The following is a 14230-nucleotide window of genomic DNA, read 5'->3' as shown; positions in this document are numbered from 1 at the left end:
CCGCCCGGAGTTCCCGGCCAGCGGCGGCTTCAAGGATCTGCAGGCCGCGCGGCAGTGGGCCAGCGCGTTCGTGCATTGGTACAACCACGACCACCGTCACAGCGGCATCCGGTTTGTGAGTCCGGCACAGCGCCATGCAGGGCAGGACCGGGAGATCCTGGCGGCGCGCGATGCGCTGTACGGCCAAGCCCGTCAGGCGAACCCGAAACGCTGGTCGGGCAAGACCCGCGACTGGTCGCCCATCGGTGCGGTCACGCTCAATCCCGAGCGGGAATGTGTGGCCGCGGCTGCCGAAATAAGCGCAGTCGCGGCATGACTTACGCGGCAACTACCTTGACATGCTCCGGGACGCGGCGGGCGCCTTATTCCCCGCCCAACCCAATCGGCGCTGGCGCCGTGTGCACGATGCGGCTGAACAGCTGCTCGTATTCGTGCGACGGCGGGTGGCCGGTCAGCGGGTCGCGGTTCTCGGCGAAGGCGGCGTCGAGCGTGCGCCAGTCGGCCTCGCCGAGCACCTGCTGCGCCAGCGGCAGCACCACTTCTTCCTCCAGGCGCATGTGCGCGGCGTAGAAGTCGAGATAGCGGTCGAGCGCGGTCTCGAAGTCGATGCGGCGGCTCTCGCCGATCATTTCCCAGGCCAGCAGCGCGCGCTCGAGGTCGCGGATGGCGCGCTCGCCGGCGGCGTGGTCGCGGTCGAGGCGGTCGAGGATGTCGGCGGCCGCGTCGCTGTGCTGGCGGATCAGCGGGAACAGCAGCTCGCTCTCCTTGCGGTGGTGCAGCCGCTCGGGGAATTCGTCGATGTAGAACAGCATCGCGCGGATCACGTCGAAGCGCGGCGTGCTGCCCTGGTCACGCTGGCGGCGCAGCATCAGGCGCAGCGAGTCGAGCATCGCGCGCAGCGCCTGGTGTTCGTCGCGGATGACGCGGATCGAGAGCGGGGTGGTCATGCGGAGGTCTCCTGGGGGGCCGGACAAGGGGGCGGACGGTGTCCGCAAGATTCGCAGGCTCGGGCCGCGAGCCCTTGACCGGGGTCAATCCGCGTTGACGTGAGCGCAAGCGCGCGGGCACGATGCGCGGCCGCGCCGGTGCCGCACCCGTGCCGCGATGACCGGGCTCGCGAAGCGCAAATCAAAGGGCGCGATCGCGCCGGGCCGTAAAATCGCGGATTCCTCCCCTCGATCCCTCCTCCCACAGCAGATCGTGCCCATGGCCGCCACCACCGTTTCCCTCTCTACCTCGATGGCCAACGCCATCCGCGCACTGGCCATGGACGCCGTGCAGCAGGCCAACTCCGGCCACCCCGGCGCCCCGATGGGCATGGCCGACATCGCGGTCGCGCTGTGGAAGCGTCACCTCAAGCACAACCCGGCCGATCCGCTGTGGCTGGACCGCGACCGCTTCGTGCTGTCGAACGGCCACGGCTCGATGCTGATCTACGCGCTGCTGCACCTGACCGGCTACGCGCTGTCGATGGACGACCTCAAGGCCTTCCGCCAGATGCACAGCAAGACCCCGGGCCACCCGGAAGTCGGCATCACCCCGGGCGTGGAGACCACCACCGGCCCGCTGGGCCAGGGCATCACCAACGCCGTGGGCATGGCGCTGGCCGAGAAGCTGCTGGCATCGGAGTTCAACCGCGAAGGTCACGTCATCGTCGACCACCGCACCTACGCCTTCCTGGGCGACGGCTGCCTGATGGAGGGCATCAGCCACGAGGCGGTCGCGCTGGCCGGCGCCTGGAAGCTGAACAAGCTGATCGCGCTGTACGACGACAACGGCATCTCGATCGACGGCCAGGTCGCGCCCTGGTTCATCGACAACACCCCGCAGCGCTTCGCCGCCTGCGGCTGGAACGTCGTCGGCCCCGTCGACGGCCATGACATCGACGCGGTGGACGCCGCCATCGCCCAGGCCAAGCTGAGCGCCGACAAGCCGACGCTGATCGTCTGCAAGACGCACATCGGCAAGGGCTCGCCGAACCGCGCCAACACCTCCAAGGCCCACGGCGAGCCGCTGGGCGCCGCCGAGATCGCGCTGACCCGCGAGGCCATCGGCTGGTCGGCCGAGCCGTTCACCATTCCCGCCGACGTCGCCGCCGCCTGGGACTGCCGCGAAGCCGGCGCCGCCGCGCAGGCCGAGTGGGAAGACCGCTATTCGCTGTACGTGCGCGACTTCCCCGCGCTGGCCGTCGAGTTCGAGCGCCGCATGGCCGGCGACCTGCCCGACAACTTCGCCGACATCTCGGTCGAGGCCGTCGCGGCCGCCCACGAGAAGGCCGAGACGGTCGCCAGCCGCAAGGCCAGCCAGATCGCGCTCGAGCACTTCACCGCCAAGCTGCCCGAGCTGCTGGGCGGCTCGGCCGACCTGACCGGCTCGAACCTGACCAACACCAAGTCGACGCCGAACCTGCGCTTCGACGAGACCGGCGCGGTCGTGAAGAACGAGGCCGGCGTCGGTGGCCGCCACATCAACTACGGCGTGCGCGAGTTCGGCATGGCCGCGATCATGAACGGCGTGGCGCTGCACGGCGGCTTCATCCCCTACGGCGGCACCTTCCTGACCTTCAGCGACTACAGCCGCAACGCCATCCGCATGGCCGCGCTGATGAAGCAGCGCGTCATCCACGTCTTCACCCACGACTCGATCGGCCTGGGCGAGGACGGCCCGACCCACCAGTCGGTCGAGCACGCCGCCTCGCTGCGCCTGATCCCGGGCCTGGACGTCTGGCGCCCGGCCGACACCTGCGAGACCGCCGTGGCGTGGACGATGGCGCTGGCCAACCGCAACCGCCCCAGCGCGCTGCTGCTGTCGCGCCAGAACCTGCCCTACGCCGCCAAGACCGGCGCCGACGAGATCACCAAGGGCGCCTACGTGCTGTCCAACCCGTCGGACGTCGGCTTCAAGAAGAAGGACGACAAGGCCCCGGCCGCCGTCATCGTCGCCACCGGCTCGGAAGTGCAGCTGGCCATCGCGGCCCAGGCCGAGCTGGCCAAGGATGGCGTCGCGGTGCGCGTGGTCTCGATGCCCTCGACCACCGTCTTCGATCGCCAGAGCGTCAAGTACAAGTCCGACGTGCTGCCCGCGGGCGTGCCGCGCATCGCCGTCGAGGCCGGCGTGACCGACTTCTGGTGGAAGTACGGCTGCGCCGCCGTCATCGGCATCGACACCTACGGCGAGTCGGCCCCGGCCGGCGTGCTCTTCCAGCACTTCGGCTTCACGACGGACAACGTCGTGGCCACCGTGCGGAAAGTCCTCGGCAAGTGACGCTTTCGGGCTGACACTCGATCGATTTGCCCGGCTTTTTCAGGCCAGTTCCGGTTTTTCTTACCCAGGAGTCCTTCCATGACCATCAAGATCGGTATCAACGGTTTTGGCCGCATCGGCCGCATGGTGTTCCGCGCTGCGGTGCAGAACTTCGCCAACGACATCGAGATCGTCGGCATCAACGACCTGCTGGAGCCGGACTACCTGGCGTACATGCTGAAGTACGACTCGGTGCACGGCCGCTTCAAGGGTGACGTCGCCGTCGAGGGCAACACCCTGGTCGTCAACGGCAAGCCGATCCGCCTGACCGCGGTGAAGAACCCGGCCGAGCTGAAGTGGGACGAAGTCGGCGCCGACATCGTCATCGAGTCGACCGGCCTGTTCCTGACCAAGGAAACCGCCGAAGCCCACCTGAAGGCCGGTGCGAAGAAGGTCATCCTGTCGGCCCCGTCGAAGGACGACACCCCGATGTTCGTCTACGGCGTCAACCACGAGACCTACGCCGGCCAGGCGATCATCTCGAACGCTTCGTGCACGACCAACTGCCTGGCCCCGGTCGCCAAGGTCCTGAACGACAGCTTCGGCATCAAGCGCGGCCTGATGACCACCGTGCACGCCGCCACCGCCACCCAGAAGACCGTCGACGGCCCGTCGAACAAGGACTGGCGCGGCGGCCGCGGCATCCTCGAGAACATCATCCCGTCGTCGACCGGTGCCGCCAAGGCCGTCGGCGTCGTGCTGCCGGTGCTCAAGGGCAAGCTGACGGGCATGGCCTTCCGCGTGCCGACCTCGGACGTCTCGGTCGTCGACCTGACCGTCGAGCTGGACAAGGAAGCCTCCTACGCCGACATCTGCGCCGCCATGAAGGCCGCCTCCGAAGGCGCCATGAAGGGCGTGCTGGGCTACACCGAGGACAAGGTCGTCGCCACCGACTTCCGTGGCGAATCGTGCACCTCGGTGTTCGACGCCGAAGCCGGCATCGCGCTGGACAAGACCTTCGTCAAGGTCGTGTCCTGGTACGACAACGAGTGGGGCTACTCGAACAAGTGCCTGGAAATGGCGCGCGTCATCGCCGGCTGATCGCTGGGCGCGGCGGCGATCAGCCGCCGCTCAGCCGCCGCTGATGAACGAAGGGCTCCCTCGGGAGCCCTTTTTCATGTCCGCAGCGTCTTCAGCGTCCGCAGGGCTCGAAGGCGTTGCCGCTCAGGCGCGGCTTGAGCGCGGCCAGCCGGGCGCGCATCGCCGGATCGGCTTTCGGGATGCGCACGGTGTGGCTGACGGTCGGGCGCACCAGCGGCACCACCCGCACATAGCGGATCTTCTGCGAGGTCAGGCGGGTCTGCAGCGCCCGGGCATCGGCCTCGACGCCGTAGCGGCCGAAGACGAAGCCGGGAATGTACTCGTCGGGCAGGTCGCGCGCCTCCTCGAAGGCGATCTCGAGCTGGCGCAGCTGGTCAGCGCGGCGCGCCATGATCTCGCGGCTCTTGTACGGGCCGACATAGACCATCCAGGTGCCGGCCTTCTCGCGGCTGGTCAGCGTCCAGCTGCTGTCGTCGAGCACCCGGCGCAGCGCGACCTGGGCGGTGCGCCATTCGGCGGCGTTGAAGGGGCCGGCCTCCAGGCAGACGGTCGGCACCGGCGTTGCGGGCACCGGCACGGCCGGCGGCGGCGTGACCGCGGCCGCGCTGGCTTCGGCCGGCACTGCGGAGGCCGCGGCAAGCGCCGATGCGGCTGCGGTTGCGGCTGATGCCGTCGATGCGGGCGATGCCGCTTCCGCCGCGAGATCCGCTGCGGAGGCGGTGCTGGCCGGTGCCGCCGGTGCGGCGGGCGCCGCGGAGGCTGGCAGTTCGGTGCGCAGAATCTCCAGCCGCTCCGGCGCGATCTGCGCGGCCAGGCGCTGCGGCTCGCGGTCGCTGTCATGCGGCACGCCGGTCAGGCCGTCGAGCGCGCCTTGCGACCAGGCCCAGAAGCCGATGTTGGCCGCCAGCAGCAGCATCACCAGCGGCCTCAGCATGGGCGCACGCTCGCTTCGCCGCTGTGGACCGTCTGCAGCCGGCCGGCCTCGTCACGCAGCAGCAGCGCGCCGTCATGGCCGATGCCGCTGGCGATGCCGGTCAGCTCGCCGACCTGCACCCGGCGCCCGGCCAGCACGTCGCGTGCGGCAAAGCGCGCCAGCGCGGCCGCGCCGCCCTGCGCGCCGAAGTCCAGCACCGCGCGCAGCAGCGGCGCGGCGACGCGGTGCAGCGCGGTCGGCGCGTCCAGCCGCGGGTCGATCTCCTGCAGGCCGGCGTGGCCGGTGCGGAACAGCGCCGGGTCGGCGGCGCCGGGCGGCAGCGGCGCGATGTTCAGGCCGACGCCGATCACCAGCCAGCGCTCCTGCGCGCTGACCGCATCGGCCAGCGGCGCGACCTCGATCAGCACGCCGCCGAGCTTGCGGTCCTGGCCGCGCAGCCACAGGTCGTTGGGCCACTTCAGGCCGAGATGCTCGCCGGCCGGATCCAGCGCTTCGGCCAGCGTCAGGCCGACCGCCAGCGACAGGCCGCTCCAGTCGGCCGGCGCCAGCCGCAGGCCCAGCGAGAAGGTCAGCGTGTGGCCCGGGGCCGCGTCCGACCACCAGCCGCGCCCGAGCCGGCCCCGGCCGGCGGTCTGGCGCTCGGCCACCAGCAGCGTCGGCTCGGTCAGCCCGCGCCGGCTGCGCTCGAGCAGCTCGGTGCTGGTCGAGCCGGTTTCCGGCAGGATCTCGACGCTCAGGCCCGGGGCCAGCGGCTCCAGCGTCTGCCACAGCGTCTCGGGGTCCCAGTGCAGCGGTCGGTTCATGAGGACATGAGGATGTCGGGAGGGATCGGGGGCAAGCGGCTTCAGCGCCGGGCCTCAGCGTCGGGCATCAGCGCTTCGGGCCGAGCATCGTACCGCGGCACTTCGGCGATCCGCAGTGGCAGGCGTAGGCTTTCTTCAGTTTCGGGGTGTGCCGGCCATCGATCACGAGCCGGTAGTCGAAGGACAGCTCCTCGCCCGCGGCGATGTCGCGCAGCGCACGGATGAAGATGCGGCCCGCGGTCTCCTCGCTCTCGCAGTTGGGCTCGCAGGCGTGGTTGATCCAGCGCGCGGAGTTGCCGCGCACGCCGCCGTCGATGACCCGACCGTCCTCGAGGTGAAAGTAGAAGGTATGGTTCGGGTCGGACGGATCGCGCGGGTGGCGCCGCAGGGCCTCGTCCCAGTCGATCACCTCGCCGGCGTATTCCAGGATGATCTCGCCCTGCGCGATCGCCACCTCGGCGAAGACGCCGCGGCCGTGCACGCCGGAGCGTCGCACCTGGATGCGCCGGCGCGGGCGCGCGGGGGCCGGTTCTTTCATCGACGGCATGGCGGCGCGACTTCTGGTTAGATTGGATGTGTGGGCGCGTGCGGGCGTGTGCGCATGTGCATGCGGATGCGTGCATGCGTGCGCGTATAGCGCCGATTGTATGAAGCAGCCTGACGGGGAATCGGTCGCGGCTGCAGGTTTCGACAGGTTTCGATCAGCATCAACTCATCATGAGCAAGTCACTCGTCATCGCCGAGAAGCCGTCGGTCGCGCAGGACATCGTGCGCGCGCTGACACCCGTGTACGGCAAGTTCGAGAAGCACGACGACCATTTCGAGAACGACCAGATGGTCGTCACCTCGGCCGTCGGCCATCTGGTGGAGATCAAGGCGCCCGAGGAGTTCGACGTCAAGCGCGGCAAGTGGAGCTTCGCGCACCTGCCGGTGCTGCCGCCGCACTTCGAGCTGGCACCGATCGACAAGACCAAGAGCCGCCTGAGCGCGGTGGTCAAGCTGGTCAAGCGCAAGGATGTCACCGCGCTGATCAACGCCTGCGACGCGGGCCGCGAGGGCGAGCTGATCTTCCGGCTGATCGAACAGTACGCGCTGGGCGCCAAGGTCGGCTCGAAGCCGGTGAGCCGGCTGTGGCTGCAGAGCATGACGCCGCAGGCCATCCGCGACGGCTTCGACCGGCTGCGCTCGGACGCCGACATGCGCGGCCTGGCGGACGCCGCGCGCAGCCGCTCCGAGGCCGACTGGCTGGTGGGCATCAACGGCACGCGCGCGATGACCGCGTTCAACTCGCGCGACGGCGGCTTCTTCCTGACCACCGTCGGTCGGGTGCAGACGCCCACGCTCTCGATCATGGTCGAGCGCGAGGAGAAGATCCGCAAGCACGTCGCGCGCGACTACTGGGAAGTGCGCGCCGAATTCGGCGCCGAGGCCGGGGTCTACGAGGGCAAGTGGTTCGACCCGAAGTTCAGGAAGGACGACGACGCTGAGCGGCGCGCCGACCGGCTGTGGACGCTGGCCGAGGCGCAGGCCATCCAGGAGGCGGTGCGCTCGCGCAGCGGCACGGTGCGCGAGGAGGCCAAGCCCAGCACCCAGGCCAGCCCGCTGCTCTATGACCTGACGACGCTGCAGCGCGAGGCCAACTCGCGCTTCGGCTTCTCGGCCAAGACGACGCTGTCGATCGCGCAGGCGCTCTACGAGAAGCACAAGGTGCTGACCTACCCGCGGACCGACGCGCGCGCGCTGCCCGAGGACTACGTCGGCGTGGCGAAGCAGACGCTGGAGATGATCGCCGCCGAGTCGATGCCGGGGCCGCTGCAGGAGCTCTCGCGCCATGCGGCCAAGGCGCTGAGCGCGGGCTACGTCAAGCCGACCAAGCGTGTCTTCGACAACAGCAAGATCTCGGACCACTTCGCGATCATCCCGACGCTGCAGACGCCGAAGGCGCTGACCGAGATCGAGGCCAAGCTCTACGACCTGGTGGTCAAGCGCTTCATCGCGGTGTTCTATCCCACGGCCGAGTTCATGGTCACCACCCGCGTGACGCAGGTCGAGGCGGCGGGCCAGACGCACCATTTCCAGACCCACGGCAAGGTGCTGGTCAATCCGGGCTGGATGGCGGTCTACGGCAAGGAAGCCGCCGGCGAGGACGCCAATCTGGTCGCGGTGCGCCCGGGCGAGACGGTGGTGGCCGAGGAGGTGGCGCTGTCGGCGCTGCGCACCAAGCCGCCGGCGCGCTACAACGAAGCGACGCTGCTGAGCGCGATGGAGGGCGCGGGCAAGCTGGTCGAGGACGAGGAGCTCAAGGCCGCGCTGCAGGAAAAGGGCCTGGGCACGCCGGCCACCCGCGCGGCCATCATCGAAGGCCTGATCACCGAGAAGTACCTGCTGCGCGACGGCCGCGACCTGGTGCCGACCGCCAAGGCCTTCCAGCTGATGACGCTGCTGCGTGGCCTGGCGGTGGAAGACCTGACCAAGCCCGAGCTGACCGGCCAGTGGGAGCACCAGCTCGCGCAGATGGAGCGGGGCCAGCTCAGCCGCGAGCAGTTCATGCAAGGCATCGCCGACATGGCGCGGCGCATCGTCGTCAAGGCCAAGGAATATGACCGCGACACCATTCCGGGCGACTACGCGACGCTGGCCGCGCCCTGCCCGAACTGCGGCGGCGTGATCAAGGAGAACTACCGCCGCTTCGCCTGCACCGGCGCGGACGGGCAGGGCGCGGGCTGCGGCTTCTCGATCGGCAAGATTCCCGGCGGGCGCAGCTTCGAGCTGCACGAGGCCGAGACCTTCCTGCGCGATCACCGCATCGGCCCGCTGGAGGGCTTCCGCTCCAAGGCCGGCTGGCCCTTCACCGCGGAGATGAAGCTGGTGAACGACGACACCGTGCCCGGCCGCTGGAAGCTGGAGTTCGACTTCGGCGACGACGCGCGCAAGGAGGCCGAGGAGGCGGCCGAGCCGGTCGACCTGTCCGGCCAGCCCTCGCTGGGCGCCTGCCCGAAGTGCGGCAGCCCGGTGCACGAGCATGGCAGCAACTATGTCTGCGAGCGCTCGGTCGGCACCGCCGCGACCTGCGACTTCAAGACCGGCAAGGTCATCCTGCAGCAGACCATCGAGCCGGCGCAGGTGACCAAGCTGCTGGCCAGCGGCAAGACCGACCTGCTCGAGGGCTTCATCTCGAACAAGACCCGCCGCGCCTTCAAGGCCTTCCTGACCTACGACCGCAAGGAGGGCAAGGTGGTGTTCGAGTTCGAGCCGCGTGCGGCCAAGTTCCCGGCGAAGAAGGCGGCGGGCAAGGTGGCTGCGGGCAAGGTGGCCGCGAAGAAGACGCCGGCCTAGTTAGTGTTCCCGGCGATCCACGGTCGTCTCCCGCCACCGTCATCCTCGCGAAGGCGAGGACCCACGCCTGCCGCCGGCTTCTGCTCGTCGTGGGTGCCCGCCTTCGCGGGCATGACGGGGAGGGGGGCGGGCATGACGAGGGTGCGTGCATGACGAGGGTGCGGGCATGACGCTCGATCTCTTCCTGCGGCTGCTGGCGCTGTTCATCGTCGGCGGCATCGGCTTCGGTGCGGCCCGTGCCGGGCTGACCGGCGGCGCCGTCGGCCTGCGTGCGCTGTCCAACCTGGCTTTCCTGGTCTTCGTGCCGGCGCTGCTGTTCCGGTCGATGGCGAAGGTGGATCTGGCGCATCTGCCGTGGACGCTGCTGCTGGCCTTCTTCGCGCCGCTGCTGCTCTGGAGCCTGCTGGCGCGGTGGAGCTTCGCCCGGCGCGACCGCGATGATCCGCGTGCGCGGCAGGACGGCCCGGCCGCACCGGCGGTCAGCGCGGTGACCGCCAGCTTCGGCAACACGGTGCAGGTCGGCCTGCCTTTTGCCGCGGCGATGTTCGGCGAGGCCGGGCTGCAGCTGCACATCGCCATCGTCAGCCTGCACGCGCTGGTGCTGTTGAGCGCGCAGACGGTGCTGGCCGAGATCGCGCTGGCGCGGGCCGCGGCGCGGGCGGCCGGCGCGGCCCGGCCGCCGCTCGGCACGATGCTGCTGACCATCCTGCGCCAGTCGCTGATCCATCCGGTCACGCTGCCGGTGCTCGCCGGCCTGGGCTGGAACGCGCTGGGCCTGCCGCTGCCACGGCTGCTCGACGAGGTCAGCGGCCTGCTGGCCCAGGCCGGCGTGCCGCTGTGCCTGGCGCTGATCGGGGTGTCGCTGGCGCAGTACGGTCTGGGCGAGCACTGGCGCCGCTCGGCCGCGATCGCGGCGATGAAGCTGCTGCTGCTGCCGGCGCTGGTGGCGGCCTCGGCGGTGCTGGTGTTCCGGCTCGACGGGCTGGCGCTGTCGGTGCTGGTGCTGGCCGCGGCCCTGCCCACCGGCAGCAACGCGATGCTGTTCGCGCAGCGCTACCAGGTCCGCGAGGGCGAGGCCAGCACGGTGATCGTGCTGTCGACGGCCGGCTTCATGCTGAGTGCGCCGCTGTGGCTGATGCTGCTCGACCTGTGGCGCCGCGGCGGCTTCAGCGCAGCGGCTGCGGGTTGATCGGGCTGTCGCGCAGCATCAGCAGGAAAGGCTCGAGCGCCATCACCGCGAAGGGCAAGGTGGTGCCGCGCGCGGTCAGCAGCGCCGCATCCGCGCTCACCAGCACATGGGCGCGCCCGGCCAGCGCCAGCTGCACGAAGGGCAGCATCAGCGGCTGGCTGGCGTCGGGCGGCAGCACGCCCGGGGCCCGCACCTTCAGCGCATGGGGCAGGAACTCGCCCAGCAGCGTCTGCTGCTCATGCGGGGTGAAGCCGAACTCCGGTCGGGCCAGGGCCTGCATCAGGTCGATCAGCGTGGCCCGGCACAGCATCGGCCGGCAGTAGCCGTGGCGCCAGGCCCGGCGCAGCCGTGCCGACTGGCTGCCGCCAAAGACCAGGGCCGAGACGATGACCGCGGTGTCGATCACCACCCGGGGCGGACGCGTGCCGTCAGGCTGGACCGTCGGCGGGATCGGGTCGTTCAGGGTCGAGGCGGGATCGCTGACGCGGGTCATGGGCATGAGTGGATGATCGCGAGCAGCGAGGATGGACACGTCCCCCGTGTTCGCGGGGGTACCGGGCGGACATGCGAAGATCCCCGACTCTTTCCACACTTCCCGGATGCGCGTCGGCTCATGACAACAGATCGGTTCCAGGCCCCCTCTTCCTCGACGATCGACCGGCCCGAGCTGTCCGAGCTGTCCGAGCTGTCCGAGCCGGTCCGGCGCGTGACCGATCGACTGGCGCAGCTCGGGCATGCCCGTCTGCCACGCTGGCTCGACGTGGCAGCCCGCACCGCCCAGGAGGCGGCCGATGCGCTGGGCGTCGAGCTCGGCCAGATCGCCAAGAGCGTGATCTTCCGGCGTCGAGCCGACGAGCGGGCCGTGCTGGTGGTGACATCCGGCGACCGCCGGGTCGACGAGCGCAAGGTGGCTGCCCATGCCGGACCGATCGGCCGGGCCGATGCAGCCTTCGTCAAGGCGCGCACCGGCTTCTCGATCGGCGGCGTCTCGCCGGTTGCGCACCGGGAGCCGCCGGTGGTGCTGATCGACCGAGAGCTGTTCCGGTTCGACCTGATCTGGGCCGCCGCGGGTCATCCCAACGCGGTCTTCCCGCTGAGTCCGGCCGATCTGGTTCGTCTGAGCGACCAGGCGCCGGTGCTCGACGTGGTGACCGAGACCGCGCCTGCTCCAGCGCCCGCCCGCCCGGCCAGTCCCTGCATCAACCTGTGCCGCATGGATCCGGTCACTGGCTGGTGCGAGGGCTGCCGGCGCACCCTCGACGAGATCGCGGCTTGGTCGTCGATGGACGCGACGCGGCGCGAGGCGGTCTGGCAGCAGCTCCCGGCGCGATCCGGTTCAGGTCGCGGTGCAGGGGTTTTTCCTGACGAAAATTGATGCTGATCATGACTCGGGACTATCCCTATGTTGCTGGATCAATTCCTACGATTTGTCACATGGCGGAATGAACGGTCCGGGTTGCCCTTGATTCCGTAAGCTTCTGTTGGAATTGAGTCAGGAATCGGTCAGAAGTCACTTCGACAGTGGAGCTGCGCCGTGGTCGCGGCGCCAGTCATGGTTGAGGAGACAAAGACATGTCCAGCATTCCCGCAAACGCCCGGGGCGCCGCGCCGCCAATGACCGCCGAGGAAAAGAAGGTCATCTTCGCCTCGTCGCTCGGCACCGTGTTCGAGTGGTACGACTTCTACCTGTACGGCTCGCTCGCGGCGATCATCGCCAAGCAGTTCTTCAGCGGCCTGGATCCCTCGGCCGCCTTCATCTTCGCGCTGCTGGCGTTTGCGGCCGGCTTCATCGTGCGGCCGTTCGGCGCGCTGGTGTTCGGCCGGCTCGGCGACATGATCGGGCGCAAGTACACCTTCCTGGTCACGATCCTGATCATGGGTCTGGCCACCTTCATCGTCGGGGTGCTGCCGAACTACGCGTCGATCGGCATTGCTGCGCCGATCATCCTGATCGTGCTGCGCATGCTGCAGGGCCTGGCCCTGGGCGGCGAGTACGGCGGCGCCGCCACCTATGTGGCCGAGCACGCGCCGCACGGCCGCCGTGGCGCCTACACCGCCTGGATCCAGACCACCGCGACGCTGGGCCTGTTCCTGTCGCTGATGGTGATCCTGGGCACCCGCACCGCGGTTGGCGAGGAAGCCTTTGCCGACTGGGGCTGGCGCGTTCCCTTCATCGTCTCGATCCTGCTGCTGGCCATCTCGGTGTGGATCCGCATGACGATGAACGAATCGCCCGCCTTCAAGAAGATGAAGGAAGAGGGCAAGACCTCGAAGTCGCCGCTGTCGGAGTCCTTCGGTCAGTGGAAGAACCTGAAGATCGTGCTGCTGGCGCTGTTCGGTCTGGTGGCCGGCCAGGCGGTGGTCTGGTATTCGGGCCAGTTCTACGCGCTGTTCTTCCTGACCAGCGTGCTCAAGGTCGACGGCTCCACCGCCAACATGCTGGTGGCCGCTTCGCTGATCGTCGGCACGCCGTTCTTCGTCGTCTTCGGCACGCTGTCGGACAAGATCGGCCGCAAGCCGATCATCCTGGCGGGCATGCTGCTGGCGGTCGTCACCTACTTCCCGCTGTTCAAGGCGCTGACCGAAGCGGCCAACCCGGACCTGGCCCGCGCCCAGGCGACCGTGCCCATCGTCGTGAAGGCCGACCCGGCGACCTGCTCCTTCCAGGGCAGCCCGATCGCCCGCGAGGTCGACTTCACCAACCCCTGCGACATCGCCAAGCGTGCGCTGGCACAGAACTCGGCCAGCTACTCGAACGAGGAGGCTCCGGCGGGCTCCGGTGCGGTCATCCGCATCGGTGACAAGGAGATCGTGCCCCCGACCGGCGTGCTGACCGCCGGTGGCCACAAGTTCGACGACGCCAGCGGCAAGGCGATCGCGCAGTTCAAGAAGGACGTGAGCGCTGCGCTGAAGGACGCAGGCTACCCGCCGAAGGCCGATCCGGCCAAGATCGACAAGGTCAAGATCGTGCTGATCCTGTCGGTGCTGGTGCTGTACGTGACCATGGTCTACGGCCCGATCGCCGCGATGCTGGTCGAGATGTTCCCGACCCGGATCCGCTACACCTCGATGTCGCTGCCGTATCACATCGGCAACGGCTGGTTCGGCGGCCTGATGCCGACGATCGCCTTCGCGATGGTCGCCCAGAACGGCAACATCTATCACGGCCTGTGGTATCCGATCACGATCGCGGCAGTCACCTTCGTGATCGGCCTGCTGTTCGTGCGCGAGACCAAGGACGTCGACATCTACGCCGGCGACTGAGGCCACGCACGGAGGCCGCGATTCCGGATGGCCTCCGTCATCCGGGCACGGACGCCGGGGGCTGCGCAAGCGGCACCCCGGCGTCTTGTCGACCACACGCCACCTGGCATTTCCCCCGCATCCCGCACTCTGCACCCTGCACTCAGGAGACTTCTCTCATGTGGAAACTGATTCTCGGCTTCATCGTCTTTGCCGCCGCCGCGATGTACATGCTCAGCAAGGGGGGCGACATCGACATGGGCGGCGAGAAGCATGGCGTCGAGAGCCATGACAGCTCGTCGGCCCACGGGGCCAGCGCGCCAGCGGCGCCGGCCTCGGCCGCATCGAACTGAGCCGACTGGCCGACCGGCCGGCGGTCCC

At 69.3% G+C, this 14230-nt stretch carries 12 protein-coding genes and 1 pseudogene; 8 read left to right on the top strand and 5 right to left on the bottom strand.

Annotation, left to right across the window (positions count from 1 at the left end; all coding sequences use genetic code 11):
- A pseudogene (locus BW996_RS21810) lies at window positions 1–316 on the top strand (IS3 family transposase); the annotation flags it as partial.
- A gap of 46 nt (window positions 317–362) precedes the next feature.
- On the opposite strand, the gene BW996_RS17635 reads toward BW996_RS21810, so the two are convergent.
- Window positions 363–947, bottom strand: a complete 585-nt coding sequence (locus BW996_RS17635) for a hemerythrin domain-containing protein (RefSeq protein ID WP_037476938.1) — start codon at window positions 945–947, stop codon at window positions 363–365.
- Between the two features lie 259 nt (window positions 948–1206).
- Between BW996_RS17635 and tkt the strand changes: the two genes are divergently transcribed.
- Both tkt and gap read left to right on the top strand, forming a co-directional pair.
- Window positions 1207–3264 (top strand): transketolase, encoded by a 2058-nt coding sequence (tkt, locus tag BW996_RS17630; RefSeq protein WP_037476936.1) that lies wholly within the window; start codon window positions 1207–1209, stop codon window positions 3262–3264.
- A 78-nt stretch (window positions 3265–3342) separates the two neighbouring features.
- Entirely contained in the window at window positions 3343–4344 is a 1002-nt protein-coding gene (gene gap, locus BW996_RS17625) for a type I glyceraldehyde-3-phosphate dehydrogenase (protein WP_037476934.1), read from the top strand.
- 91 nt (window positions 4345–4435) lie between these two features.
- Here gap and BW996_RS17620 read toward each other — a convergent pair whose 3' ends face one another.
- The 3 genes from BW996_RS17620 to BW996_RS17610 all read right to left on the bottom strand — a co-directional run bounded on the left by BW996_RS17620 (window position 4436) and on the right by BW996_RS17610 (window position 6628).
- On the bottom strand, window positions 4436–5278 hold the full coding sequence (locus tag BW996_RS17620; RefSeq protein WP_037476932.1) for an SPOR domain-containing protein: 843 nt from the start codon (window positions 5276–5278) through the stop codon (window positions 4436–4438).
- Window positions 5272–6081, bottom strand: a complete 810-nt coding sequence (locus tag BW996_RS17615) for a biotin--[acetyl-CoA-carboxylase] ligase (protein WP_037476930.1) — start codon at window positions 6079–6081, stop codon at window positions 5272–5274. The genes BW996_RS17620 and BW996_RS17615 overlap by 7 nt, the downstream gene beginning before the upstream one ends.
- Before the next feature lie 67 nt (window positions 6082–6148).
- On the bottom strand, window positions 6149–6628 hold the full coding sequence (locus BW996_RS17610; protein ID WP_037476928.1) for an SET domain-containing protein: 480 nt from the start codon (window positions 6626–6628) through the stop codon (window positions 6149–6151).
- Between the two features lie 170 nt (window positions 6629–6798).
- Between BW996_RS17610 and BW996_RS17605 the strand changes: the two genes are divergently transcribed.
- Complete coding sequence (locus BW996_RS17605; RefSeq protein WP_037476926.1) at window positions 6799–9417, top strand: DNA topoisomerase III; 2619 nt, start codon at window positions 6799–6801, stop codon at window positions 9415–9417.
- Between the two features lie 166 nt (window positions 9418–9583).
- The gene (locus BW996_RS17600; protein ID WP_051631383.1) at window positions 9584–10606 is read left to right on the top strand and encodes an AEC family transporter; all 1023 of its coding nucleotides are present in this window, start codon (window positions 9584–9586) and stop codon (window positions 10604–10606) included.
- Here BW996_RS17600 and BW996_RS17595 read toward each other — a convergent pair.
- Window positions 10584–11105 (bottom strand): PIN domain-containing protein, encoded by a 522-nt coding sequence (locus tag BW996_RS17595; RefSeq protein WP_051631382.1) that lies wholly within the window; start codon window positions 11103–11105, stop codon window positions 10584–10586. The two genes, BW996_RS17600 and BW996_RS17595, sit on opposite strands and share 23 nt — an antisense overlap.
- Before the next feature lie 114 nt (window positions 11106–11219).
- On the opposite strand from BW996_RS17595, the gene BW996_RS17590 reads away from it, so the two are divergent.
- The 3 genes from BW996_RS17590 (at window position 11220) to BW996_RS21805 (ending at window position 14202) form a co-directional block, all read left to right on the top strand.
- Window positions 11220–11981, top strand: a complete 762-nt coding sequence (locus BW996_RS17590; protein ID WP_051631381.1) for a YbaK/EbsC family protein — start codon at window positions 11220–11222, stop codon at window positions 11979–11981.
- A gap of 197 nt (window positions 11982–12178) precedes the next feature.
- On the top strand, window positions 12179–13870 hold the full coding sequence (locus BW996_RS17585; RefSeq protein ID WP_037476924.1) for an MFS transporter: 1692 nt from the start codon (window positions 12179–12181) through the stop codon (window positions 13868–13870).
- A 158-nt stretch (window positions 13871–14028) separates the two neighbouring features.
- Window positions 14029–14202 carry a hypothetical protein gene (locus BW996_RS21805; protein ID WP_169740563.1) on the top strand — a complete coding sequence of 58 codons (174 nt, stop codon included), beginning with the start codon at window positions 14029–14031 and terminating at the stop codon, window positions 14200–14202.
- Window positions 14203–14230: the final 28 nt, after the last annotated feature.

The organism is Sphaerotilus natans (assembly GCF_900156335.1).
In the GTDB taxonomy this organism is placed as follows: Bacteria; Pseudomonadota; Gammaproteobacteria; order Burkholderiales; family Burkholderiaceae_C; genus Sphaerotilus; species Sphaerotilus natans.
Note: the sequence above shows the minus strand (reverse complement) of the source record. Positions and strands in the feature narration are given on the sequence as shown.